This window comes from Pseudomonas sp. BF-RE-21, from assembly GCF_019947305.1.
GTDB lineage: Bacteria > Pseudomonadota > Gammaproteobacteria > Pseudomonadales > Pseudomonadaceae > Aquipseudomonas > Aquipseudomonas migulae.
In genome coordinates this window covers 202,524-227,580 of the sequence record NZ_JAGYGF010000005.1, presented here as the reverse complement: position 1 = coordinate 227,580, position 25,057 = coordinate 202,524, and the positions used below count along the sequence as shown (strand labels likewise).

19 protein-coding genes are annotated in these 25,057 nt (G+C 59.6%); 8 read left to right on the top strand and 11 right to left on the bottom strand.

Translation table 11 applies throughout. The features are described 5' to 3' along the window. Positions 1-42: 42 nt before the first annotated feature. Complete coding sequence (gene copD, locus KGB25_RS06405; protein WP_223434628.1) at positions 43-900, bottom strand: copper homeostasis membrane protein CopD; 858 nt, start codon at positions 898-900, stop codon at positions 43-45. 3 nt (positions 901-903) lie between these two features. After that, on the bottom strand, positions 904-1,269 hold the full coding sequence (gene copC / locus KGB25_RS06400; protein WP_008036774.1) for a copper homeostasis periplasmic binding protein CopC: 366 nt from the start codon (positions 1,267-1,269) through the stop codon (positions 904-906). Positions 1,270-1,415: 146 nt separating this feature from the next. On the opposite strand from copC, the gene KGB25_RS06395 reads away from it, so the two are divergent. Next, a complete protein-coding gene (locus tag KGB25_RS06395; RefSeq protein ID WP_008024841.1) occupies positions 1,416-2,036 on the top strand; it encodes a TetR/AcrR family transcriptional regulator in 621 nt (206 codons plus the stop codon). Positions 2,037-2,152: 116 nt separating this feature from the next. On the opposite strand, the gene preA is transcribed toward KGB25_RS06395, so the two are convergent. The 3 genes from preA to hydA form a co-directional block, all read right to left on the bottom strand. Beyond that, positions 2,153-3,427, bottom strand: a complete 1,275-nt coding sequence (preA, locus tag KGB25_RS06390) for an NAD-dependent dihydropyrimidine dehydrogenase subunit PreA (protein ID WP_192227454.1) — start codon at positions 3,425-3,427, stop codon at positions 2,153-2,155. Then, positions 3,428-4,795, bottom strand: coding sequence for an NAD(P)-dependent oxidoreductase (locus KGB25_RS06385; RefSeq protein ID WP_008024837.1), 1,368 nt, complete (start codon positions 4,793-4,795; stop codon positions 3,428-3,430). Between the two features lie 154 nt (positions 4,796-4,949). After that, entirely contained in the window at positions 4,950-6,389 is a 1,440-nt protein-coding gene (gene hydA / locus KGB25_RS06380; RefSeq protein WP_008024835.1) for a dihydropyrimidinase, read from the bottom strand. 552 nt (positions 6,390-6,941) lie between these two features. On the opposite strand from hydA, the gene KGB25_RS06375 reads away from it, so the two are divergent. The 5 genes from KGB25_RS06375 (at position 6,942) to KGB25_RS06355 (ending at position 12,834) form a co-directional block, all read left to right on the top strand. Beyond that, positions 6,942-8,426, top strand: coding sequence for an NCS1 family nucleobase:cation symporter-1 (locus tag KGB25_RS06375; protein WP_008036778.1), 1,485 nt, complete (start codon positions 6,942-6,944; stop codon positions 8,424-8,426). Between the two features lie 140 nt (positions 8,427-8,566). Beyond that, complete coding sequence (locus tag KGB25_RS06370; protein WP_223434627.1) at positions 8,567-9,850, top strand: Zn-dependent hydrolase; 1,284 nt, start codon at positions 8,567-8,569, stop codon at positions 9,848-9,850. A 208-nt stretch (positions 9,851-10,058) separates the two neighbouring features. Beyond that, positions 10,059-11,555 carry a helix-turn-helix transcriptional regulator gene (locus tag KGB25_RS06365; protein ID WP_223434626.1) on the top strand — a complete coding sequence of 499 codons (1,497 nt, stop codon included), beginning with the start codon at positions 10,059-10,061 and terminating at the stop codon, positions 11,553-11,555. 176 nt (positions 11,556-11,731) lie between these two features. Beyond that, positions 11,732-11,983 (top strand): DUF1652 domain-containing protein, encoded by a 252-nt coding sequence (locus KGB25_RS06360; protein ID WP_207285651.1) that lies wholly within the window; start codon positions 11,732-11,734, stop codon positions 11,981-11,983. Positions 11,984-12,117: 134 nt separating this feature from the next. Beyond that, positions 12,118-12,834, top strand: a complete 717-nt coding sequence (locus KGB25_RS06355) for a hypothetical protein (protein WP_223434625.1) — start codon at positions 12,118-12,120, stop codon at positions 12,832-12,834. Between the two features lie 632 nt (positions 12,835-13,466). On the opposite strand, the gene KGB25_RS06350 is transcribed toward KGB25_RS06355, so the two are convergent. The 5 genes from KGB25_RS06350 to KGB25_RS06330 all read right to left on the bottom strand — a co-directional run bounded on the left by KGB25_RS06350 (position 13,467) and on the right by KGB25_RS06330 (position 17,687). Further along, positions 13,467-14,234 (bottom strand): SDR family oxidoreductase, encoded by a 768-nt coding sequence (locus tag KGB25_RS06350; RefSeq protein ID WP_008036792.1) that lies wholly within the window; start codon positions 14,232-14,234, stop codon positions 13,467-13,469. Positions 14,235-14,401: 167 nt separating this feature from the next. Then, the gene (locus tag KGB25_RS06345) at positions 14,402-15,469 is read right to left on the bottom strand and encodes a phosphotransferase family protein (RefSeq protein ID WP_008036793.1); all 1,068 of its coding nucleotides are present in this window, start codon (positions 15,467-15,469) and stop codon (positions 14,402-14,404) included. 143 nt (positions 15,470-15,612) lie between these two features. Next, positions 15,613-16,578 (bottom strand): 2-hydroxyacid dehydrogenase, encoded by a 966-nt coding sequence (locus KGB25_RS06340; protein ID WP_223434624.1) that lies wholly within the window; start codon positions 16,576-16,578, stop codon positions 15,613-15,615. Between the two features lie 111 nt (positions 16,579-16,689). Continuing rightward, positions 16,690-17,274, bottom strand: a complete 585-nt coding sequence (locus KGB25_RS06335; RefSeq protein WP_223434623.1) for a TetR/AcrR family transcriptional regulator — start codon at positions 17,272-17,274, stop codon at positions 16,690-16,692. Between the two features lie 29 nt (positions 17,275-17,303). Then, positions 17,304-17,687, bottom strand: coding sequence for a tautomerase family protein (locus KGB25_RS06330; protein ID WP_223434622.1), 384 nt, complete (start codon positions 17,685-17,687; stop codon positions 17,304-17,306). A 374-nt stretch (positions 17,688-18,061) separates the two neighbouring features. On the opposite strand from KGB25_RS06330, the gene KGB25_RS06325 reads away from it, so the two are divergent. Together KGB25_RS06325 and KGB25_RS06320 are read left to right on the top strand one after the other, a co-directional pair. Next, positions 18,062-19,342, top strand: coding sequence for an HAAAP family serine/threonine permease (locus KGB25_RS06325; RefSeq protein ID WP_223434621.1), 1,281 nt, complete (start codon positions 18,062-18,064; stop codon positions 19,340-19,342). 1,108 nt (positions 19,343-20,450) lie between these two features. Next, positions 20,451-22,112 carry a SulP family inorganic anion transporter gene (locus KGB25_RS06320; protein WP_223434620.1) on the top strand — a complete coding sequence of 554 codons (1,662 nt, stop codon included), beginning with the start codon at positions 20,451-20,453 and terminating at the stop codon, positions 22,110-22,112. Between the two features lie 111 nt (positions 22,113-22,223). Here the strand turns inward: KGB25_RS06320 and acnB are convergent, their stop codons facing one another. Beyond that, entirely contained in the window at positions 22,224-24,833 is a 2,610-nt protein-coding gene (gene acnB, locus KGB25_RS06315) for a bifunctional aconitate hydratase 2/2-methylisocitrate dehydratase (protein ID WP_032832425.1), read from the bottom strand. Positions 24,834-25,057: the final 224 nt, after the last annotated feature.

The following is a 25,057-nucleotide window of genomic DNA, read 5'->3' as shown; positions in this document are numbered from 1 at the left end:
GTACGCCATCGCCGGCAAGCCGGCTCCTACAGGGGGCGTGTTTTATCCGGTAATCATCGGGGGCATGGTGCCCAGGAGGGAGACTGCCGCCACCGCGCCAATGCCCAGCAGCCACTCCATAATCACGCTGGTTTTGAGCGTCGCCATGCGCTGCTCGCAATCCTTGATCCGCTGCCGATTGAACAGCGCCAACCCCAGCATCGCACTCACCAGCAGCACCTTGATCAGCAGAATCAAGGCAAACCCGGACAGCAACGGGGTCGGCCAGAACTGCCCGGTCAACACCCGCACATTGATCAGCCCGGTGATCACCAGTCCCGCCACCAGCGCATAACCGACACCGCTGAAGCGTTGCAGTATTTCGCGGACAGCATGGCCAGCCGGTTGCCGCAGGATCATCACCAGCAGCAACAATCCACCGAGCCAGGCGCCGACGCAGGTCAGGTGAATGATTTGATTGAGGATCAGCAACTGGCCGCTGAGGCCGTCGAGCATCGCGCCGTGACCGACCGGCGCCAACGTCGCCAGCAGCAGGCCGCCGAGGACCAGGCGCAAGGGCAGGCTGACGTGAAGCGGGGTCAGCAGCACAACCATCAGCAAACCATTGAGCAGCAGATGCCAGCGCCAGACCTGGCCGAAAAACGTATTGCCCAGCACCAGGCGCAAGGTCGACGGATCGAACGCCGCCTCCCACGCACCGGCCATGCTGACGGTGATCAGCAGCAGCCAGGCGATGCCGCTGACCAATGCGACCGAGGCGAGCCAGCGGCTGACTCGCGCCAGCGTTTTGTCCAATAACGCCTCATGACCCAACAGCAGCGGCCTGAATACCCAGACCCCGAACAGCATCAGCACCACGGTGAAATGCAGGAAGCGGCACAGCACCATCGCGCTCGTCATGAATTACTGGCCAACCTTGAAGCTGTAGGCGCCTTCGCTTTTGTGGGTGTCGACCGACACCGCATGCCATTCGACTTTGTAGGCGCCCGCCGCCAGTGGCGCAGCCGGGGTCACGACCAGGGTCTTTTTATCGCTGCCTTCGGTGGCCAGGCTTTTCACCTCAACGTTGGCGCCGTCCTTGCTGATCGTGACTTTGGTGAATGCCGCTTCGACACCTTCGGAGAAAACCAGGCGCAATTCCGACGGCGCACTCACGGTGCTGTCGGCAGCCGGCGTCTGGCTTTTCAGATGAGCATGGGCAAACACCGACGAAGCGGCGAGCAGCGAGCCGAGCAGGGCGGCAGCGGTCAGGGTTTTCTTGAAAAGCATCGTGGATACCTCAGAGGCAGGTTCGAAGAAGGGCGACAGTTTAACTGCGAGCGCGAGCGGGCGGGTGTACGAAGTTTCGTTTTCCGCTGTCGCCGCGATGTAGGGCGGATGCTAGTCTTGAGCAACGCTGTTGTCAGGGAGCCCTCATGGGCAATCACAAGATCGAGATTCGCCGCAGTAACGTCGAAAAAATTCTGCTCGGGGCCGAAAAGGTCTTCGCCGAAAAAGGTTTCGGCGGCACCGCCATGGCGGACATCGCCGCTGAAGTGCAACTGCCGCGCTCCAATCTGCATTACTACTTCAGCACCAAGACCGAGCTCTACAGCGCCGTGCTGTTCGATTTACTTGAAGTGTGGAAGCAGGATGCGCTGTGCTTCGAGATGTTCGATGACCCGCGCGTGGTGCTCAGCAGTTACATCCGCGCCAAGATGAACCACTCGCGCAGCCGGCCTTACGGCTCGAAAGTCTGGGCCAACGAAATCATCCACGGCGCGCCGACGCTGGGTGAGAAACTCGACGCCAGCCTGTACGACTGGGCCAAGATGAAAGAAGCGAAAATTCGCCAGTGGGTGGACGACAAACGCATCCTGCCGGTGGAGCCTTCCAGCCTGCTGTACATGATCTGGGCGTCGACTCAGCATTACGCCGACTTTGATCATCAGGTGAATATTCTGAACGATCACCAGCCGCTGTCGGACATGCAGTTCGAGCGGGCGGTGCAGACGGTGACGAGCGTGATATTGCGGGGGATCGGGTTGGAGCCCTGATATCTCGGGTGTTGCTGATGGCCTCTTCGCGGGCAAGCCTCGCTCCTACAGGTACCGCGCTGTACCTGTAGGAGCGAGGCTTGCCCGCGAAGGCGTCAGACCAGACAACGCATCACTCAAACTGCGACATGGTACGGATTCCTCGGATCATGATTCCAATCCAGAAACGGCTTGCCGTTCTCCATCGGCACCATCTCGATGCAGTCCTGCACCGGGCAAGTGATCTGGCACAAATTGCAGCCCACACACTCGTCATCGATCACTTCATATTTGTGCGTCCCATCCGCCTGCCTGAGGCTGGCCACCGCCTGGTGCGAGGTGTCTTCGCAAGCGATATGGCAGCGACCGCAACCGATACACGCCTCCTGGTCAATTTTCGCGATCACCTGATAGTTGATGTCCAGGTACTTCCAGTCCGTGGTATTGCCCACCGCGCGCCCGGAAAATTCCGACACGCTGGCGTAACCCTGACTGTCCATCCAGCGTGACAAACCGTCCTTCATGTCCTCGACAATCCGGAAACCATGCAGCATCGCCGCCGTGCACACCTGCACCGAGCCGCTGCCCAGCGCGATGAATTCCGCCGCGTCGCGCCAGTTGCCGATGCCGCCAATACCGGAGATCGGCAAGCCTTGAGTCTGCGGGTCGCGTGCAATTTCGGCGACCATGTTCAACGCAATCGGCTTCACCGCCGAGCCGCAATAACCGCCGTGAGTGCTTTGGCTGCCGACGATGGGGTTGGCGACCATGCGTTCCAGGTTAACGCTGGTGATCGAGTTGATCGTGTTGATCAGCGACACCGCATCGGCACCGCCGCGATGGGCCGCGCGGGCGGCGACGCGGATGTCGGTGATGTTCGGCGTGAGCTTGACGATTACCGGCAGCGAGCAATACGTCTTGCACCAGCGGGTGACCTGCTCGACATACTCCGGCACCTGACCGACCGCCGCGCCCATGCCCCGTTCCGGCATGCCGTGAGGGCAGCCGAAGTTCAGCTCGATGCCGTCGGCGCCGGTGGCTTCCACCAGCGGCAGGATGTGTTTCCAGGATTCTTCGACGCAGGGCACCATCAGCGACACGATCAAGGCGCGGTCCGGCCAATCCTTTTTCACCTGGGTGATTTCCCGCAGGTTGATCTCCAGCGAGCGGTCGGTGATCAGCTCGATGTTATTGAAGCCCAGCACTTCACGGTTGGCGCCGAAATGCGCCGAGTAGCGCGACGACACGTTGACCGCCGCCGGGTCTTCACCCAGGGTTTTCCAGACCACGCCACCCCAGCCGGCCTCAAAGGCGCGGACCACGTTGTAGGCCTTGTCAGTCGGCGGCGCAGAGGCCAGCCAGAACGGGTTGGGGGATTTGATGCCGGCGAAGACAATCGAAAGATCGGCCATTTACGCAGCCTCCACGTTGAGCATCAATTGAGCGTTGATCGCCTCGGCAGCCAGCTTGCCGTGCTGCACGGCTTGCACGGTGAGGTCCTGATCGAGGCTGGTGCAGTCGCCGCCGGCATACACGCCGGGGATGCTGGTGCGCAGCTGTTCATCGACGGCAATCCGATCGCCCTGACGCTTGAGTTCACGGGCCAGCGGGTCGCTGAGGGCGCTTGAGTCAAAGGCCTGGCCGATGGCTTTGAAGATCGCATCGGCGACCAGTTCGAAGGTTTCGCCAGTGGTTTGCAGGCGACCTTCTACCAACTGTGTGCGGGCGAAGCGCATGCCGCGCACGTGGCCTTGATCATCGAGCAATACTTCTTCGGGTTGCGCCCACGTCAGCAAGCGCACCTGATTGGCTTTGGCGATGTCTTGTTCGTGGTGGGTGGCGCCCATGTCCTCGACACCGCGGCGGTACACCAGATTCACGTCATGCGCGCCGAGGCGGGCCATTTGCACGGCCATGTCGATGGCGGTGTTGCCGGCGCCGAGGACGATGCAGTGGTCGGCCAAAGGCAGTTGTGTCAGGTCATCGGCCTGGCGTAACTCGCGGATGTATTCGGTGGCGGCGAGCAGGCCGGGGGCGTCCTCGTGATTCAGTCCCAGCTGTTTGCTGGCATTGAGACCGAGGCCGAGGAACACCGCGTCGAATTGCTGATGCAGATCGCTCAAGGTCAGGTTTTCACCGAGCTTTTGCCCGTGACGGATTTCGATGCCACCGATCTGCAACAGGAAATCCAGCTCCTTCTGTGCGTAATCGTCCACCAGTTTGTACTTGGCGATTCCGTACTCGTTGAGGCCGCCAGCCTTTTCCCGTGCTTCGAAAATCACCACGTCATGCCCGTGCATGGCACTGCGATGAGCGCAGGACAAACCGGCCGGACCAGCCCCTACCACCGCGATGCGTTTACCGGTTGCGGCGGCGCGCGGGAAGGGGTGTTCGCTAAAGTGCGCATTGTCCACGGCGTAACGTTGCAAGAGGCCGATCAAGACGGGCGCGCATTCATGGTCGTTGTTACGCACACACGCTTGCTGGCAGAGGATTTCGGTCGGACAGACCCGGGCGCAACTGCCGCCGAGGATGTTCGCCGAGAGGATTTTTTGCGCCGCGCCTTGCACGTTGTCCTGATGGATATTGCGGATGAACGAGGGAATGTCGATGTCGCTCGGACAGGCATTCACGCACGGCGCGTCGTAGCAATACAGGCAGCGCGAGGCTTCCAGGTGCGCCTGGCGATCGTTGAGCGGCGGCGCCAGATCGGTGAAGTGGCCGGCGAGGGCGGCCGCATTCTCAACGGGATGCGGGAGGTGGGTCAGGGTCTTGATCACGGTGTTGGCCTCACGGTTATTTGAGGTAACTGCCTCTGATGGGCATTGGTTTTTTGTCGCCTGGGCCGACGCCATCGCCAGCAAGCTGGCTCCTACAGTTGAAATGCATTCCCCTGTAGGAACTGGCTTGCCAGCGATAGGCCGAAGGCCGCTCTCAGCGTTTCACAGCAACCGGCTGATTCAACTCCGCCCGCTTGCTCAGCAAATCAAACACCGCCGGATACGCCGGCCGTTCGACATAGCGCCCGGCTCCACGCTCGGCGCGCAAATCCCCGTCTGCCCAGACCACCCGACCCTGGCTGATCGTGTGGCTCGGCACACCGCGCACGGTCTTGCCTTCGAAGATGTTGAAGTCGACCTGCTGGTGATGCGTCTTCGCCGAAATCGTGCGCGTGCCCTCGGGATCCCACAGCACCAGATCCGCATCGGCACCCACGCGAATCGCACCTTTACGCGGGTAGAGGTTGAAGATCTTCGCGGTGTTGGTGGAGGTGAGCGCCACAAAGTGCTGCATCGAAAAACGCCCGGTGTTCACTCCTTCATCCCACAACACGGCCATGCGGTCTTCGATACCGGCAGTGCCATTCGGGATCTTGCTGAAGTCGTCACGCCCCGCGGCTTTTTGCTCGGCGCAGAAACAGCAGTGATCGGTGGCGGTGGTGTGCAGGTTGCCGGACTGCAAACCATGCCAAAGCGCTTCCTGATGGCCGCGAGGACGGAAGGGCGGGCTCATCACATAACCGGCGGCGGTCTGCCAGTCCGGATGCTGGTAGACACTGTCATCCAGCAGCAAATGCCCGGCCAGCACTTCGCCGTAGACTGGCTGGCCCTTGCTGCGGGCATAGGTGATTTCGTCGAGGGCTTCCTTGGTCGACACGTGAACCAGGTACAGCGGCGTGCCCAGGGTTTCGGCGATACGAATCGCCCGGCTCGCCGCTTCACCTTCGACTTGCGAAGGGCGCGACAGCGGATGCGCTTCAGGGCCGGTAATGCCTTGGGCCATCAACTTGCGTTGCAGGTGATAAACCAGTTCGCCGTTTTCCGCATGCACGGTCGGCACGGCGCCCAATTCCAGGCAGCGCTCGAAACTCGCTACGAGGGTGTCATCGGCCGCCATGATCGCGTTCTTGTAGGCCATGAAATGCTTGAAGCTGTTGACCCCGTGATGGCTGACCAGCTCGGCCATTTCCTCACGGACCTGCTCGCTCCACCAGGTGATCGCCACGTGGAAGCCATAGTCCGACGCTGATTTTTCCGCCCAGCCGCGCCACTGATGAAACGCTTCCATCAACGACTGCTGCGGGTTGGGAATCACGAAGTCGATGATCGACGTGGTGCCACCGGCAAGTCCCGCCGCCGTGCCACTGAAAAAGTCTTCGCTGGCCACGGTGCCCATGAAGGGCAGTTGCATGTGCGTGTGTGGGTCGATGCCGCCGGGCATCAGGTATTGGCCGCTGCCGTCGAGCACTTCGGCACCCGCCGGAACATCAAGATTGTCACCGATGGCTTTGATCACGCCGTCGGCGCAATAGACGTCGGCGCGATAACTTTCATCATGGGTAATAACGGTGGCGCCACGGATCAACAGAGACATTCCGAGTTCCTCGCAGGCAATGACTGACTGGTGTCAGTTCTAACTGTTTTATATGCAGCAGGCGTCAACGGTCGTATTCCTGTCAACGCTGTCAGGATTAGAAGCTAGTATGAGTTCAAGGATTGAGCAAGAATATTTTTTATAAGCATATAACCGTTTTAAGCTATTGATAAATAATAACTAAATCGATTAATCACCAAAATGATGAGGCCTCTCACCATTTTGACGCACTTGACAGGTTCCAAAAATAGACGAGATTTCTTATGTGAAATCAGCCGCTTGAGAATGGTCTATGGTTGATGCGCAACTTTGAAAAAAAGATCGACGCACCAGATTGAGTCCTGACGGTTCGGACAACTTGCCTGGCCTTTAGCCTGATAGAACAGACACGTCGCCGAGTACTCACTGGAGATAGATATAAAACTGATCAACATCAGTTAGTTGCAACGTTTTTATGGAACTGCCCGATGCGTATTCGGAGTGCCCGGCACGTTTATTGATGCCGCCAGCCCCCGATGAGCAAAAAATAATTCAAAGAACAGTGGAGCGGCCATGCAACAGATCAGATCGCAAGTGACCGAGCGCGACGGCTTGTTCGAGCTCGAAGCCGGCAGCGATGTCCTCGACAGTCCCCGATACAACCACGACATGGCACCGACCAAGGTGCGCGAACGAACCTGGAACAAATGGCACATCACCGCGCTATGGGTCGGCATGGCGATCTGCGTGCCGACCTACACCCTCGGCGGTGTGCTGACCGCCTATTTCGGCCTGACGGTGGGCGAGGCGCTGGTGGCAATTCTGCTCGCCAACATCATCGTGTTGATCCCGCTGACCCTGAATGCTTTCCCCGGCACTAAATACGGCATTCCGTTCCCGGTGTTGTTGCGTTCGTCCTTCGGCATCCTCGGTTCCAATATTCCCTGCCTGATCCGTGCGCTGGTGGCGTGTGGCTGGTTCGGCATCCAGACGATGTTCGGCGGGTTGGCGATTCACCTGTTTCTGGGCTCGGTGTTCGAGGGCTGGAAATCCCTCGGTGGCACCGGTGAAGTCATCGGTTTCATGGTCTTCTGGGCGCTGAACCTGTGGGTGGTGATTCGCGGCGCCGACTCGATCAAATGGCTTGAAACGCTGTCTGCGCCGCTGCTGGTGCTGGTGGGTGTCGGTCTGCTGGTGTGGGCGATGCCGAACGTGTCGATGACCGAGTTGCTGGCGATCCCGGCCAAGCGTCCGGAAGGCGCCAGTGTGGTCAGCTATTTCGCCGCCGGGCTGACCGCGATGGTCGGGTTCTGGGCGACGTTATCGCTGAACATTCCCGACTTCAGCCGCTATGCGAAGAGCCAGAAAGACCAGATTGTCGGGCAGATCATCGGCTTGCCGCTGACGATGTTCCTGTTCGCCTCGCTGGGCGTGGTGATGACTGCCGCGTCGGTGAAACTGGTGGGCGTGACCGTCTCCGATCCCGTGACGTTGATCGGCCATATCCAGAGCCCGGTCTGGGTCGCGCTGGCCATGGCGTTGATCATCATCGCCACGTTGTCCACCAACACCGCGGCCAACATCGTGTCGCCGACCAACGACTTCCAGAACATCGCGCCGAAGGTGATCAACCGCACCAAGGCGGTGTTGCTCACCGGGCTGGTGGGGTTGTTGCTGATGGGCCATGAATTGCTGAAGAAACTTGGGTTGATTGTCTCGGACCTGAGCCTGGAAACGGTCTATTCGAACTGGCTGCTGGGTTATTCGAGCCTGCTCGGGCCTATCGCCGGGATCATGGTGGTGGACTATTTCCTGATCAAGAAACAGCAACTGGACCTGGCCGGGTTGTATCGCGATGACGTGTACCCGGCGTGGAACTGGTATGGATTTATCGCGTTCGGCGTGCCGGTGGTGCTGACGTTGCTGTCGTTGGGCAGCGATGCGTTCAGCTGGTTTTACAGTTATGGCTGGTTCACTGGCTCGGCGCTGGGCGGGTTGATTTATTACGGGTTGTGCTCGGTGCGGCCAAGCCCGTCTATCGCGAAATCTCCGGTGTGAGCACTGGCCTCTTCGCGAGCAAGCTTCGCTCCTACAAGGAATACGCAAACCTGTAGGAGCGAGGCTTGCCCGCGAAGGCGGCGCCACAAACACCAAAGAACTGCCTGAAAAACCTATAACAACTGCCTGAGGAGATCACCATGAACGCGGCCGTAGACGTTCTGCAATCCACCCATCAGCATATCAACCGCGACCGCCTGTGGCAGTCGCTCATGGACCTGGCCCGGCTTGGCGCCACGGTCAAGGGCGGCGTGTGTCGCTTGGCCCTGACCGACCTCGATCGCCAGGCCCGGGACATTTTCGTCAGGTGGTGCGAGGAGGCTGGGTGCACCGTCAGCATCGACGCCGTCGGCAACATCTTCGCCCGCCGCCCCGGCCGCAACCCGAACCTGCCACCGGTGATGACCGGCAGCCACATCGATACCCAACCCACCGGTGGCAAGTTTGACGGCTGCTTCGGCGTACTGGCCGGGGTCGAAGTGCTGCGCACCCTCAACGACCTGGGCGTGGAAACCGAAGCGCCGTTGGAAGTGGTGGTCTGGACCAACGAAGAAGGCTCGCGTTTTGCCCCGTGCATGATGGGCTCTGGCGTGTTTGCGGAAAAATTCACCCTCGAAGAAACCCTCGCCAAGGTCGACGCCGAAGGCATTACCGTCGGTGAAGCGCTGAACGCCATCGGCTATGCCGGGCCACGAAAAGTCAGCGGTCACGCGGTCGGCGCGTATTTCGAAGCTCACATCGAGCAAGGCCCGATCCTTGAGGACGAACACAAAACCATCGGTGTGGTGATGGGCGCCCTCGGGCAGAAATGGTTCGACCTGAAACTGCGCGGCGTCGAAGCCCACGCCGGCCCGACCCCGATGCACCTGCGCAAGGATGCACTGGTTGGCGCCGCCGTGATCGTCGGTGCGGTCAACCGCGCCGCCCTCGGCCATCAACCCCACGCGTGTGGCACCGTCGGTTGCCTGCAAGCCTATCCCGGCTCACGCAACGTCATCCCCGGTGAAGTGCGCATGACCCTCGATTTCCGTCATCTGGAACCGGCGAGGCTGGACTCGATGATCGCTGAAGTACGTGAAGTGATCGAAACCACTTGCGAAGAACACGGCCTGACGTTCGAACTGACCCCCACCGCCGACTTCCCGCCGCTGTACTTCGACAAGGGCTGCGTCGAAGCGGTACGCGGTGCGGCGCAAGGGCTCGGTTTGTCGCACATGGACATCGTCAGCGGAGCAGGGCACGACGCAATCTTCCTCGCGGAGCTCGGCCCGGCCGGGATGATCTTCGTCCCGTGCGAAGGCGGCATCAGCCACAACGAAATCGAAAACGCCGCGCCGGATGACCTGGCGGCCGGGTGTGCGGTGTTGTTGCGGGCGATGCTGGCGGCTTCGGCGGCGATTGCCGGGGGGCAGCTCGCGGCATAAACGTCAGAAATTCGCGTAAGCCCATGTAGGAGCGAAGCTTGCTCGCGAAGGCGCCCGTTCAATCGACAGTGATAGTGAAGTCGATGGCCCCTTCGCGAGCAAGCTTCGCTCCTACGGATTCGGATGTTTGCCGCACGATCCCCACCCCTCGCGGTCGTAATCTTCACAGAGCGCCACACGTTGGCGCGGCCGCCATTGTGGAGATCCAATGAGCCAGGACGTCCTGACCACCGAAACCAATCGCCGCCAGTTGCAGCAGATCATTGCCGGTTTGTCCGACGGGGTGATTCTGCTGGAGCTCGACCAGACCATTGTGTGGGCCAATGATGCTGCGCTGGCCATGCACGGCGTCAGCCGGATAAGCGAGTTGGGCGCGAACGCCAGGGAATATGCCCGGCGTTTCGCGTTGCGCTATCGCAATAACCACCCGGTGGCGACCGACAATTACCCGATCAACCGGGTTGCCCGGGGCGAGACCTTCAGCGATGTGTTGGTGGAGGTGACGCCGACCGCCGACGAGGATCGCACCTGGGTTCACAACGTGCGCAGCATGGTCCTGGCCGACAGTGCAGGGGCGCCGGAGTCGCTGGTGCTGATCATGGACGATGTCACCGAATGGGCCAGCGCCGAGCAGCGTTTTGAAAAGACCTTCAATGCCAACCCGGCCCCGGCGGTGATCTGCCGCCTCAGCGATTTGCGCTACATCAAGGTCAATTCGGGTTTTCTGGACATGACCGGGTATGCCCGCGATCAAGTCATCGGTGTTTCGACCTATGAACTGGACGTCCTTGAAGGCGCCGAAAAGAAAGACCTGGCGATCGAGCGTTTGCGCGAAAACACCACCATTCCCCAAATGCAGGCCGAGCTGAAGTTGGCCGATGGCAGCAGCAAACAGGTCATCGTCGCAGGCCAGCCGCTGGAGCTGAACGACGAAGACTGCATGCTGTTTTCTTTCGTCGACATGGAGCCACGGCACAAGGCTGAAGTTGCCCTGCGCCAGAGCGAGGAACGTTTCGCCAAGGCCTTTCGATTGACCCCGGTGCCCACCCTCGTGTGCGGTGCTGGCGATCAGGTGGTGATCGACGTCAACGAAGCCTTCCTCGATACACTCGCGTACCCCAGCGAAGACGTATTGGGCAAGACCCTCGCGGAGATCGATTTCATCCACGATCAAGGCGACCGCACTCGGCTGTTTGCGGCGCTGGAGAAAACCGGCCGCCTTGATCGCATCGATGTGCGTATCCGAAAAAAAGACGCTCAACTGATCGATTGCGCGATTTGCGCCGACACCGTGAACATTCAGGACAACCCTTGTTATCTGCTGGTGTTGATGGACATTACCGAGCGCAAACGTACCGAGCTGGAGTTGGTGGCGGCCATCGAAGAAGTGATGCAAGACGCGTCCTGGTTCAGCCGTACGCTGATCGAAAAACTCGCCAATGTGAAGAGCGCCAATTCGCCGAAATTGCCCAGTGTGTCGTTTACCGACCTGACGGCCCGGGAGCGCGATGTGCTTGGCCTGATCTGCGAAGGCCTGGCCGACAAGGAAATCGCCGCGCGCCTGAAACTGGCCCCCAATACGGTGCGCAATCACGTATCGACGGTTTACTCCAAGCTCGATGTGCACAGTCGCAGCGAGGCGATTGTCTGGGCACGCGAGCGGGGATTGTTTTCCGGTGAGTGGCGATCCAAAGGGCAGCGGTAAGGTGCAAATGCACTAGTTGAGGCAGTGCAAATGGATGTTCTGATCGGGCTCGGCGGTTTTTAGGCTGTAAGGGTGAGATACGAGTCTTCGCGTCCCCCTCGATACAGGAAAAGGAACCGTCACATGGTCACGTTCAGAGCGCACAGGTTTATGCGCCGTCGCCAAGGTGAATCGCAATGATTTCCCTGGCGCAATTACGTCTGCAACTGGAACGCAGTTTTTCGCCGCTGGCCTGTGAGTGCACGCTTACGGGGGATCATTCGCTCACAGTGAAGCTCTATCATCCGGTTTCCGGGCAGGTGGATCTGGTGGTCAGTGGGTTGAGCTTAACAACGCTCGGAACGCCGGACGCTGTGCAGGCGCTGATCGAAGAACTGCGTTATGAGCTTGAAAGCAATAGTCTGGGTCGACCGAATGCGATCCTGTAGGGGATTATCAAAAGTGAAGGGGCTATAGCATTTTGTTCTAGTTGAACTGTCATGTTTGACAGTAGCTCTCTTGCCCGATCTTTCTGATAGTGGGCCGTGTCTTTTTAACACGGCGTTATCAGAGGGGTTTCATAATGGAAATCGAAACGAGCCGAAAGTTTTCAGAGCCTGACTCGTGGGAGGACTCAAAGATATTTGTAGATGGAGTCGAGCATCTGCCGGGTTCGCCGATTGCGCTGAAGGCGCCTGATTCACATGTTTTGAAGATCGTTTCGAACTTGTTGGACGGTAAACAAATCAGGCTGGAGGTGGTCGACGTCGAACTGGCCAATATCGATATAGCCCCGAAGGGTTGGGTGACAGTGAGCGGCGGCATCGCGGAGTTTACAATCACTCCACAATCCATTATCGGAAAAGCCACGTTGATATTGTTCGCGATGGACTTTACTGAGGTTTTGACGTTTCCATGTATTGTCACGCCGCCTCCTCATCCTTGGTATTCGGTTTCTTCAATTTACGTGGAGTCATCGTCTTGGAGCGGATTCGTACCACACGCAGGGCTTGTACCCGGTGTAAAGGCTGGCAGTAGTTTTAAAATTACGTTGAGGCCGGTAGGGGATAGTTTGCTTGGCAAACAGGTGGAGATGAAAACGTTGGATTCATGGCTTCCACCTGTTGTGACGCCGACGGAACCTCAGGTGATGGTAAAAGACGGTATTACCTGGCGTGTTGTCTTCACAACGCCTGCGTTCGTAACGGCAAGGATTTTTTCCCCTGATGTTCCATCGTGGACCGGAATCACCTTCGTACCCTCCGGGTACAAAGTAGGAATAGCTTCTTCTGAAGAGTAGGGCTGCGCATCGGTATCAAGGGGGTTAATACACGCAGAGACTGGAACAACGATTGAGTCGGCACTCCAGGATTACTGCATGGCGTGACCTCTCTAATGGTCGTAGGCATTTGCACTGGCGGATTGGGCAAGAAACATCGATGCAGGGTGGCAGAAGCGGTCGAGTGGGCTATAAGCAATAAGTGGGTAAAACTCTGTGACCGGACCGTGAATAGGCGGAAATCCATTTGTTTCACAGATATCTGACAATCAGTTGCCGCGGGCCTACCTATGAACATTCTTGGGAAATGCACGTTTGCGCCTTTGTCGCTTGCCTTTTGCATAACGATACTCAGCGGTTGCGCCAGTCCACCGCCGCCACCTCCCGCCGCCCCACCTCCGATACCTCAACGCACGTGTGACACGTCTGAAAAAACCGATGTGTTGGGTGACGCAAGGGCTGAAGGGCAGGTGACAAGGGAGACCACGTTGACTCGGTGCGTGACTCAATAGCTCCCTGTACCTGAGTTGTGGGTGAAAATTATCCCGGCTGAAAAGACGTAATTTTACATTTGGGTATGCAAGGCTTACCGCGATGGCGTTCTCGAGATTGCCATCGCCGGCAAGCCGGGCTCCTACAATTGACGGACTTTCTCAGGAAAGAAAACCGCCATCCACATTCAGCGAAACTCCCGTGGTGTAACTCGACGCATCACTCGCCAGATACAACACCGCCCCCGCCATTTCACTCGGATCCGCCACGCGCTTCAGCGGGATCTGCGCCAGTGCAGTCTTCAAAATCGCATCATTCTTCACCAGCGCCGAGGCAAACTTGGTGTCGGTCAGGCCCGGCAGCAGGGCGTTGCAGCGAATCCCGAACTGCGCACATTCCTTGGCGAACACCTTGGTCATGTTGATCACGGCTGCCTTGGTCACCGAGTAGATGCCCTGGAAAATTCCCGGCGAGATGCCGTTGATCGATGCCACGTTGATGATGCTGCCACCACCGTTGTCACGCATCAGTTTGCCCGCTTCCACGGACATGAAGAAGTAGCCGCGGATGTTGACGTCGACGGTTTTCTGGAAGGCGCTGAGGTCGGTGTCCAGCACGTTGCAGAACTGCGGGTTGGTCGCGGCGTTGTTGACCAGGATGTCCAGGCGGCCGAACTGTTCGCGGATGCCGGCGAAGACCTGGCTGATTTGTTCCATTTCGCCGATGTGGCACGCGACGGCGGTGGCTTTGCCGCCGGCAGCGATGATGGCGTCGGCGACGTGCTGGCAGCCTTCGAGTTTACGGCTCGAGACGATGACATGGGCGCCTTGCTGGGCCAGGAGTTTGGCGATGGCTTCACCGATACCGCGGCTGGCGCCGGAGACGAAAGCGATCTTGCCGTCGAGGTCGAACAACTGGGTCTTGGACATGGGAGTTCCTTGTTATAGGCCTGACATTTGTACTGTAGGAGCCAGCGATGCGGCGACCCGACTTGCCGGCGAAGAGCGATTACGCGGTATTACAGATACACCGCAGTGTCCAATTCGCCGGCAAGTCGGGTCGCCGCATCGCTGGCTCCTACAAGTGGTGTGTTGTATCAGAGGCTGGATTTCTGGATGACCTGCAAACTCATCTGCTCCAGCAGTTTGTTCATGTGAATGAACTGCGCGAAGCGTTTGTCCTGGGTCTGACCATGGAAGAAGCGGTAGTAGATCTGCTGCACGATGCCGGCCAGGCGAAACAGGCCGTAGGTGTAGTAGAAGTCGAAGTTGTCGATCTGGATGCCGGCGCGTTGGGCGTAGTAATCGACGAACTCGCGGCGGGTCAGCATGCCCGGGGCGTGGCTCGGCTGGCGGCGCATCATTTGCACCGGGGCCGGGTCGCCGGCTTCGATCCAGTAGGCGAGGGTGTTGCCCAGGTCCATCAGCGGATCGCCGAGGGTGGTGAGTTCCCAATCGAGCACGCCGATGATCTGCATCGGGTTGTTCGGGTCGAGGATCACGTTATCGAAGCGGTAGTCGTTGTGTACGATGCTTGAGGTCGGGTGATCGGCCGGCATTTTGTCGTTGAGCCAGGCTTTGACCACGTCCCATTGCGGGGCGTCCGGGGTCAGGGCTTTTTCGTAGCGGTCGCTCCAGCCTTTGATCTGCCGCGCCACATAACCTTCGGGTTTGCCCAGATCACCGAGGCCATAGGCCTTGTAGTCGACCTGGTGCAGTTCAACGAACTTGTCGATGAAGCTCTTGCACAGTGCTTCGGTTTTCGCCGAATCCAGGCCCAGTTCCGGCGGCAGTTCGGAGCGCAGGATGATCCCGTTGACCCGTTCCATCACATAGAACTCGGCACCGATCACCGATTCGTCAGTGCAGTGCACGTAGGCTTTGGGGCAGTACGGAAAACCGTCGCGCAGTTGATTGAGGATGCGGAATTCGCGACCCATGTCGTGGGCGGACTTGGCCTTGTGGCCAAACGGTGGCCGACGCAGGACAAATTCCTGTTCGGGGTATTCCAGCAGGTAGGTGAGGTTCGACGCACCGCCGGGAAACTGGCTGATTTGCGGCAAACCGCTGAGGCCCGGAATGTGGGCCTTGAGGTACGGATCGATCAGGCTGGCATCGAGTTCTTCGCCGGAGCGGATACGGGTGGACTGGTCAGTAAGCGCCATGCTTATCCCTTCTGCTTATTCTGGAGGCCTGAGACTATTGGCTAATCTAATGTGCACACCCGGCACCGACAACCACGATCAGCCCTTATAGGTGAGCGTGTTGCCGGGCAATCATTGCTTTTGATACACCTGTTTGAATGTTGTCACAGCGCTGCCTGATTCGCATTGGCCGGCAGGGCGACGGGGGTGAGCACCGGTTCACCGGAAAAGAACGCCATCAGGTTGCGCCCGACCAGTTCGACCGTGCCCTGGGTCGCTTCCGGAGACAGTCCCGCGACGTGCGGCGTGAGGATGACATTGCTCAAGACTTTCAAGGCCTCCGGCACCTGAGGTTCGTGGTCGAAGACATCCAGTGCCGCGCCGGCAATGCGTCGCTGTTCCAGTGCGCCGATCAGATCAGCGGTCACCACGACACTGGCCCGAGCGATGTTGACGAGAAAACCGTTAGGACCCAGCGCGTCCAGCACCGGGCGATTGATCAGGTTTCGGGTGCCGATTCCGCCGGGCGTGGCCACCACCAGGAAATCCGAGACGCGGGCCAGTTCGGTAGGCGTCGAACAGAAGCTGTACGGCACATCGCTGCGATGCTGGCGGTTGTGGTAGCTGACCGTCATGTCGAAACCGTTGGCCGCGCGCCTGGAGATGGCCATGCCGACCGCGCCGAGGCCGAGGATGCCCAGGCGTTTGCCGGCGAGGGAAGGGCGCATGATCTTCGGCCACTCGCCCCGTCTTACGGCGGCGTCGCAGCGCGGGATATCACGCACCAGCGAGAGCAGCATCGCCATCGCATGGTCGGCGACCGAAGAAGCGTTGACGCCCGCGCCGTTGGTGACGGTCAGGCCCCGGTCGGCGGCGGCTTGCAGGTCGACGTGTTCGTAGCCGGCACCGATCACGCAAATGATCTTCAGCGCCGGCAGCGCGGCTATTTCGTCAGCGTACAAACCTAACGGGCCACGGGTCAGGACCGCATCGATCCGGGCGCCGTGGGTGGCAATGGCCTCGGCGCGCTCGGCGGGGGTCGGTGCCAGAATCAGGTGAAACCCCTGATGCTCCAGAATCGGCAAGTAATCATTGATTGTTTCAACCAGTACCAGAACGGTTGCGGGCATGCTGGGCTCCTGTGACTTGAAAATCCCTAGAGATTGCTGGCTTCAAAGTGCATTGGCAACGATCAAGGTCGCAGCGCTACCAGATGATCATAGCGGAACAGGAGGGAGAGGTTATGGCGCTGTCAAAAAGCTGCGCGCCGCGTCCAGAATCTCATCGGACAACGGTTCGCCACGGGTTGCGCGGGCCAGCGTCAGGGCGCCGACCATCAACGAGAACTGCACCAGCGCCTGCTGTCGATCGCGGGCGTCATCGCCGGTATCCATCAGGGGGGCGAACGTGCCGAGCAATGAGTCGAGACCGTCCATGAACGTTTGGCGCAGGCCGCTTTCGGCGGTTTCGTGGCACATGTCACCGGCAAACGCCGTCACCGGGCAGCTGTCGCCCGGATTATCGCGGCTGGCTGCCGACAGGTAGGGTTTGATCAAGGCCTGACGAGCGGCGTTCTTGTCTTCATTGGCGGCGATCCAGTCTTTCCAGCGGTCTGCCGATTGCTGGAATGCGAGGCTACTGGCCTCCTGGGCCAAGGCTTCCTTGGACTCGAAATGCCCATAGAAACCGCCATGTGTCAGGCCTGCCGCCGCCATGACGTCGATGACGCTGATGCCATGCACGCCCCGTTCGCGAAACAGCCGCGTGGCTGCCTCGACGATAATCTCGCGGTTGAGTTCGGCTTGTTTGCGGGAAACACGGGGCATTGGCGGCTCACAAAGATAAAGGATGGCGATCAGAGGGCGTACTGGGCAATTCCGTTGCCGAACGACCAGTTCTCTTTTTTCACTTCGACCAGATTAATGAAAACGTCCTCGAGGCGCACCGCCAGTTCAGCGTTAAGGCTCTCGGCGATGGTTTTGTAGAGCAGTTTTTTCTGCTCGACGGTGCGGCCTTCGCTCAGGGTGATCTGAATCACCACCAGTTTGTCGCTGCGGTCGATCCCCAGGTATTGCGTGTCAAAGATGAAGTGCTGCTCGTCGTGTTCGGCGAGGATCTGGAAATTATCGTTTTCCGGCACGCCGATGGCGCTGTGCATGGCGGCGTAGATCAACTGCCCGATGCGTTTGGCGTGGGTGGGGTCCTGATGCTTTTTGATGTCGATGCGAACCAGTGGCATGGAAGGTCTCCGGAAGGGATGCAGGTTTACTTAAAATACATGATGGCAAACCTTTATCAAGTCGAAGCTGGCTTTGGCGATGAAGCGTTTGTGCGTGATTGAGGCTCAACCGAAATTGTAGGAGCCGGCTTGCCGGCGAAAGATTTTGGATATTGCGGTTTTCTTCCGTCCGCCATCGCTGGCAAGCCAGCTCCTACAGGGGTGTGTTCGCTGCAGATTTGCTGATCCGCACAACCATTCCTCAGCTAAGTCTTTGCTTCTGTTCATTAATCCCGGAGAATCGCGCCCCTGTTTCGGCCAGGGCGCTGCCTGTCGGATTTTTCCGACTCGTCCTGGCCGGGTAGCAACTGACCGGAATGTGGAGATCCCACCGGATGAATGATCAGGCCAATAGCGTTAACGAACGCTATGTAGCGGCGAACCCTGTCAGCCTTGAGGGCTGGAATCGTCATGACACCACCTGGATGCTCGGCCTGTTTGGCACGGCCATCGGGGCCGGTACCCTGTTTTTGCCGATCAATGCGGGTCTGGGCGGTTTCTGGCCGTTGCTGGTCCTGGCGCTGCTGGCGTTCCCCATGACGTTTTACGCGCACCGTGGCCTGACCCGCTTCGTGTTGTCCGGTCGTGAAGGCGCGGACATCACAGAAGTGGTGGAAGAGCATTTCGGCATCAAGGCCGGTGCGCTGATCACCTTGCTGTACTTCTTCGCGATCTTCCCGATCCTGCTGATCTACAGCGTGGCCCTGACCAACACCGTGGGCAGTTTCCTTGAGCATCAACTGCACATCATGCCGCCACCGCGCGCCGTGCTGTCGTTTGTGCTGATCCTCGGCCTGCTGGCGGTGGTGCGTTGCGGCGAGCAAGTGATCGTCAAGGCGATGAGCCTGATGGTGTATCCGTTCATCGTGGCGTTGCTGTTTCTGGCGGTGTTCCTGATTCCGCACTGGAACGGCGGCATCCTCACCACGGCATCGACGCTGCCTGAGCCGTCGGCGCTGCTGCACACCTTGTGGCTGGCGATCCCGGTGATGGTGTTCTCGTTCAACCACTCGCCGATCATCTCGGCGTTCGCGGTGGACCAGAAGCGTCGCTACGGCGAGCACGCGGAAGAGCGCAGCTCGCAGATCCTGTCCCGCGCCCATGTGTTGATGGTGGTGATGGTGCTGTTCTTCGTGTTCAGCTGCGTGCTGACCCTGTCGCCGGCGCAACTGGCGGAAGCGAAGGCGCAGAACCTGTCGATCCTGTCGTACCTGGCCAACCACTTCAGCAACCCGACCATCGCGTTTGCGGCGCCGTTGATTGCGTTTGTGGCGATTTCCAAGTCGTTCCTCGGGCATTACATCGGTGCCAGTGAAGGTCTGAAAGGCCTGATCGTGAAGAGTGGCAAGCGTCCGGCAGCCAAGACGCTGGACCGTATGACCGCGGCGTTCATGCTGGTGGTGTGCTGGATTGTGGCGACGCTGAATCCGAGCATTCTGGGGATGATCGAGACCCTCGGTGGCCCGATCATTGCGGCGATTCTGTTCCTGATGCCGATGTATGCGATCCGCAAGGTGCCGGCGATGGCACGTTTCCGTGGTCAAGCGTCGAATGTGTTTGTGACGGCGGTTGGTTTGGTGGCTATTTCGGCGTTGATTTATTCGCTGAGCGCTTGATTGTTGTTGTTTGCTTGATTGGTTGAGATGACGGCTGATCCGCTTTGCGGGTTGGCCGTTTTTTTTGTGCGCTGGTTTTTTGAGGGGGGGGCATATCCGTTGCTGCGGTCACGGCTGCTAATGGTTTCGCCCTTACGGCGAGTCACTTGGAGAAGCGCCAAGTAACCAAGCGCTCTTGCCCCTTTCGTTCGGTGGCTCGCTAATGCTCGCCATACCCTCGCTCCGGTCCTGCTCCGTGGGCCCGCCGCCATCGGCCATCCATGGCCGGGGGCGGCTAACCCGGCATCCATGCCGGGTTGCCCACTGCGCAGAACCTGCGCTCGGCCTCTCGAGGGGGCGCTCAGATCAAAAGCGGAAGGCGAGCTAACGCTCGGCCTGATGAGTGGTGGAAATCAAAAGCGTACGCAGATCCCTGTAGGAGCCGGCTTGCCGGCGAAAAACGTCGGGGCGACGCGTTCATTCAGACAGCCCTCGTTATCGTTGACGCCCATCGCCAGCAAGCTGGCTCCTACAATTTTGAGTCGTGTGAACCCAATCCCCGTGTAGGAGCCGGCTTGCTGGCGATAGCGTCCGTCCAATCAATAAATGCGTCGACTGACCCACCGCCATCGCCAGCAAGCCGGCTCCTACAGGGGATCGGTGTACATGTCCGGAATGGGTGAGCGCAGCAGAGAAGGACAACGCGTACCCCCAAAGAGCCAGGTCGGCTTTCAGGCCGCCTCGACGGCTGTGGCGGTAGTCGCCCCCTCGAGAGGCCGAGTGGAGGTTCTGCGCAGTGGGCAACCCGGCATGGATGCCGGGTTAGCCGCGCACGGCCAAGGATGGCCGATCGCGGCGTGCCCACGGAGCAGGACCGGAGCGAGGGCATGCCGAGCATTAGCGAGGCACCGAACGAAAGGGGCAAGAGCCCTTTGGTTACTTTGGGGCTTTTCCAAAGTGACTCGCCGTAAGGGCGAAACCGCCAGCCGCCGCAACCGAAAAAACGGATATGCACACGGCCAGCGTTTTTATGGCATGGCACCTGATCCAGAACACCTGTCCCCAGGGATAAACAGCTAAGCTGCGGCTGCATCGGCGCGCCGTAAAGCGCCGTCTCTGGAGACGCTACATGGCTCGTACCCCCGGCGCATCGGCGCAACCCCGTGCCGATACACCTGACCGTTGGCTGGACGTACTGGCCGGCCTGTCGATTGCCGGGTTGTTGCTGCCCGAGGCGGTCGCCTATTCCAGCATTGCCGCGTTGCCGCCACAGGCCGGGGTGATTGCCTTGTTTGCCGGGCTGCTGTGTTACGGACTGTTCGGCACCAGCCGGTTCGCCATCGTGTCCGCGACCTCGTCGTCAGCGGCCGTTCTGGCTGCTGCCACCGCCGCGCTAGCCAATGGCGATCCGGCCTTGCGTATGAGTCTGGCGATCGGCCTGGTGCTGATGACCGGAGGTTTCTTCCTGTTGGCCGGGTTATTCAAGCTCGGCAGCGTCACCTCATTCATCGCCAAACCGGTGCTGCGCGGCTTTGCAGTGGGGCTGGCCGTGACCATCATCCTCAAACAAGTGGCGAGCATCGTCGACGTCCACTTGAGCACCGGCAACCTGATCCGTTTCCTGCCGCAACTGCTGGAGCAGTGGCCGCAGTGGAATAAAGTCGGGGCATTGGTCGGGGCGGTGGCGTTGCTGGTGTTGTGGCTGTGCGCGCGGGTCAGGCGTTTGCCTGGCGGTTTGCTGGTGGTGACGCTCGGCATCGCGGCGGGCCAATGGCTGAACCTGCCAGCCTACGGGGTCAAGTTGATCGGCGTCATCGATCTGAGTCTCGAAGTACCGCAGCTCCCGGTGTTGCCGTTCACTGACTGGTTGCGCTTGGGTGAACTGGCGTTCGCCATGGTGATGATCCTGTATGCCGAGTCTTACGGCTCGATCAGCTCGTTTGCGCTCAAACACGGCGACCGGGTGTCTTCCAACCGCGATCTGCTGGCCCTCGGTGCGGCCAATCTTTTATCGGGACTGTTTCATGGCATGCCCGCAGGCGCTGGTTATTCAGCGACATCGGCCAATGAAGCGGCGGGGGCCGGTTCGCGTCTGGCCGGGATTGTGGCGGCCGGGGTGGTGCTGCTCATCGTCCTGACGGTATTGCCGTGGATTGCCCTGACTCCCGAGCCAGTGCTGGCTGCCATCGTCATTCATGCCTTGGCCCGTGGCTTGAGCCTGCAACCGTTGGGCCGGTATTTCATCTGGCGTCGCGACCGCCTGCTGGTGATTTGCGCGGTGGCGGCGGTGCTGGTGCTGGGCGTGCTGGACGGCTTGCTGCTGGCAGTGGCAATCAGCGTGGTGCTGATGCTCAAGCAGATGTCGTCGGCGGACATCCAGGTGTTGGGGCAAATGGCCGGAGGTCACGATTTTATTGACCTGCAAAGACATCCCGACGCGAAGGAAATCCCCGGTGTGCTGATCGTGCGGCCCAGCGAGGCGCTGTTTTTCGCCAATGTGGAGCGCATTCTCGGTGGTGCGTTGCGTCTGGCGCGGCACGCACAGCCGCCGGTGCATACGGTTATCCTCAGTCTCGAAGAGTCGCCCGATCTGGACGGCACCAGCATCGAAGCACTGGAAGCGTTCTTTTTGCAGGTGCGCGCCGAGGACAAACTGCTGATCCTGGCGCGGCTCAAGCATCAGGCAAAAGCGGCGCTGTCGAAGTTGCCGGCGCAGGAGCTGGAGCAGGTGATTCTCAGCGGCCTGAGTGTCGATGTTGCTGTCCAGCAAGCCCTTAAGCTATCCGCATAACCCTGTGGGAGCGAGCCTGCTCGCTCCCACAGGGGATTGGTGCAAACCTTTCGGGCATAAAAAAACGCCGCTCATCTCACGATGGGCGGCGTTTTTTACAGCGTTGTAACGTTAGGCTTGAACGACCGGGATATTGGCGTTCGCAGCAACTTCACGGAACTCGGCGATCTGGTCGAAGGACAGGTAGCGGTAAACATCAGCCGCCATGCTGTCGATCTTGCCAGCGTATTCCATATACTCCTCGACGGTCGGCAGGCGACCCAGGATGGACGCAACGGACGCCAGCTCGGCCGAAGCCAGGTAGACGTTCGCGCCGTCACCCAGACGGTTCGGGAAGTTACGGGTCGAAGTCGACACAACAGTCGAGTTCGGCTCTACACGTGCCTGGTTACCCATGCACAGCGAGCAGCCTGGCATTTCCATGCGGGCGCCAGCCTTGCCGTAGATGCCGTAGTAGCCTTCTTCGGTCAGTTGGTGAGCGTCCATCTTGGTCGGCGGCGACAGCCACAGACGGGTTGGCAGCTGACCCTTGACCTGATCCAGCAGTTTACCGGCAGCGCGGAAGTGACCGATGTTGGTCATGCACGAACCGATGAACACTTCGTCGATCTTCTCGCCAGCAACGCTGGACAGCAGACGGGCGTCGTCCGGATCGTTCGGCGCGCAGAGCACAGGCTCTTTGATGTCGGCCAGGTCGATTTCGATGACTTCAGCGTATTCGGCGTCAGCATCGGCAACCATCAACTCTGGGTTGGCAACCCAGGCTTCCATCGCTTGAGCGCGACGTTCCAGGGTACGTGCATCGCCGTAGCCTTCGCCGATCATCCAGCGCAGCAGGGTGATGTTGGAGTTCAGGTACTCGGTGATCGACTCTTTCGACAGCTTGATGGTGCAACCGGCAGCCGAACGTTCAGCCGAGGCGTCGGACAGCTCGAAAGCCTGTTCGATGCTCAGGTTGTCCAGGCCTTCGATTTCCAGGATGCGGCCGGAGAAGGCGTTCTTCTTGCCTTTCTTCTCGACAGTCAGCAGGCCAGCCTGAATCGCGAAGTAAGGAATGGCGTGAACCAGGTCACGCAGGGTGACGCCCGGTTGCATTTTGCCTTTGAAGCGCACCAGGATCGATTCCGGCATGTCCAGCGGCATAACGCCAGTGGCGGCGGCGAACGCTACCAGACCGGAACCGGCCGGGAACGAAATGCCCATCGGGAAACGGGTGTGCGAGTCACCACCGGTACCGACGGTGTCCGGCAGCAGCATGCGGTTCAGCCAGCTGTGGATGATGCCGTCGCCCGGACGCAGGGAAACGCCGCCGCGGGTCATGATGAAGTCTGGCAGGGTGTGGTGGGTGGTCACGTCGATCGGCTTAGGGTAAGCCGCGGTGTGGCAGAAGGACTGCATTACCAGATCGGTCGAGAAGCCCAGGCACGCCAGGTCTTTCAGTTCGTCACGGGTCATCGGACCGGTGGTGTCCTGAGAGCCGACGGTGGTCATTTTCGGTTCGCAGTAGGTGCCAGGACGAACGCCTTTGCCTTCTGGCAGACCGCACGCCTTGCCGACCATTTTCTGTGCCAGGGTGTAGCCCTTGCCGGTGTCGACAGGTGCTTCAGGCAGTTTGAACAGGTCGGTTGGGCCCAGGCCCAGTTCGGCACGTGCCTTGTCGGTCAGACCGCGACCGATGATCAGCGGAATACGGCCGCCGGCACGAACTTCGTCCAACAGGACCGGGGTCTTCATTTCGAAGGTGGTCAGGACTTCGTCGGTGCCGTGTTTGCAGACTTTGCCAGCATGCGGGTACAGGTCGATCACGTCGCCCATGTTCATGTTGGTAACGTCGAATTCGATCGGCAGTGCGCCGGCATCTTCCATGGTGTTGTAGAAGATCGGAGCGATTTTGCTGCCGAAGCAGAAACCGCCGGCACGCTTGTTCGGCACGTAAGGAACGTCGTCGCCGAAGAACCACAGCACCGAGTTGGTGGCGGATTTACGCGAAGAACCGGTACCGACCACGTCACCGACGTAGGCGATAGGGAAGCCTTGACCGCGCATTTCTTCGATCTGCTTCATCGGGCCGGTGACACCCTGGACGTCAGGCACGATGCCTTCGCGGGCCATTTTCAGCATGGCGAGGGCGTGCAACGGGATGTCCGGGCGGGACCAGGCGTCCGGAGCAGGGGACAGGTCGTCGGTGTTGGTTTCGCCGGTGACCTTGAACACGCGCAGGCTGATCTTGTCGGCCAGGACAGGGCGGTTGCGGAACCACTCGCCGTCAGCCCAGGACTGGATCACGCCTTTGGCGTGTTCGTTGCCGTTGCGGGCTTTTTCCGCGACGTCGTGGAACGCATCGAACATCAGCAGGGTGTGCTTGAGCTGAGCGGCAGCGACAGCAGCCAGTTCGGCGTTGTCGAGCAGGTCAACCAGGGTCACGATGTTGTAGCCGCCCTGCATGGTGCCGAGCAGTTCTACAGCGCGTTTCTTGTCGATCAGAGGGGAAGTGGCTTCGCCTTTGGCCAGGGCAGACAGGAAACCTGCCTTTACATAGGCCGCTTCGTCCACGCCAGGCGGAATGCGATTGGTGATCAGGTCAACGAGGAAAGCTTCTTCGCCAGCCGGGGGATTCTTCAGCAGCTCAACCAGGCCTGCAGTTTGTTCGGCGTTAAGCGGCTGGGGAACGATACCCAGTGCTGCACGCTCTTCGATATGTTTGCGGTAGGCTTCAAGCACAGTTATTACCCTCATCAGTGGTCCCAAATGGGTGTCCGGGACGCTCATCCCGAAATTGCCGTACTCATGCGCTGCGTGGCGTTGTGGGCCACTTAGCCAGAATTACCGACAATTCCTTACAGAAGCTGCTTTCAAAGTTTTACGCCTGCAGAACGGGGAGCTGATGAGGGTTGGCGTTGGGCTTTTCCCCGCTGGAAAAACCCTTCGCCAACACCGCTCTGAAG

Coding starts and splice junctions, on each gene's coding strand:
- copD (WP_223434628.1), bottom strand. CDS start 900: ATGACGAGCGCGATGGTGCTGTGCCGCTTCCTGCATTTCACCGTGGTG.
- copC (WP_008036774.1), bottom strand. CDS start 1,269: ATGCTTTTCAAGAAAACCCTGACCGCTGCCGCCCTGCTCGGCTCGCTG.
- KGB25_RS06395 (WP_008024841.1), top strand. CDS start 1,416: ATGGGCAATCACAAGATCGAGATTCGCCGCAGTAACGTCGAAAAAATT.
- preA (WP_192227454.1), bottom strand. CDS start 3,427: ATGGCCGATCTTTCGATTGTCTTCGCCGGCATCAAATCCCCCAACCCG.
- hydA (WP_008024835.1), bottom strand. CDS start 6,389: ATGTCTCTGTTGATCCGTGGCGCCACCGTTATTACCCATGATGAAAGT.
- KGB25_RS06375 (WP_008036778.1), top strand. CDS start 6,942: ATGCAACAGATCAGATCGCAAGTGACCGAGCGCGACGGCTTGTTCGAG.
- KGB25_RS06370 (WP_223434627.1), top strand. CDS start 8,567: ATGAACGCGGCCGTAGACGTTCTGCAATCCACCCATCAGCATATCAAC.
- KGB25_RS06365 (WP_223434626.1), top strand. CDS start 10,059: ATGAGCCAGGACGTCCTGACCACCGAAACCAATCGCCGCCAGTTGCAG.
- KGB25_RS06360 (WP_207285651.1), top strand. CDS start 11,732: ATGATTTCCCTGGCGCAATTACGTCTGCAACTGGAACGCAGTTTTTCG.
- KGB25_RS06355 (WP_223434625.1), top strand. CDS start 12,118: ATGGAAATCGAAACGAGCCGAAAGTTTTCAGAGCCTGACTCGTGGGAG.
- KGB25_RS06350 (WP_008036792.1), bottom strand. CDS start 14,234: ATGTCCAAGACCCAGTTGTTCGACCTCGACGGCAAGATCGCTTTCGTC.
- KGB25_RS06345 (WP_008036793.1), bottom strand. CDS start 15,469: ATGGCGCTTACTGACCAGTCCACCCGTATCCGCTCCGGCGAAGAACTC.
- KGB25_RS06340 (WP_223434624.1), bottom strand. CDS start 16,578: ATGCCCGCAACCGTTCTGGTACTGGTTGAAACAATCAATGATTACTTG.
- KGB25_RS06335 (WP_223434623.1), bottom strand. CDS start 17,274: ATGCCCCGTGTTTCCCGCAAACAAGCCGAACTCAACCGCGAGATTATC.
- KGB25_RS06330 (WP_223434622.1), bottom strand. CDS start 17,687: ATGCCACTGGTTCGCATCGACATCAAAAAGCATCAGGACCCCACCCAC.
- KGB25_RS06325 (WP_223434621.1), top strand. CDS start 18,062: ATGAATGATCAGGCCAATAGCGTTAACGAACGCTATGTAGCGGCGAAC.
- KGB25_RS06320 (WP_223434620.1), top strand. CDS start 20,451: ATGGCTCGTACCCCCGGCGCATCGGCGCAACCCCGTGCCGATACACCT.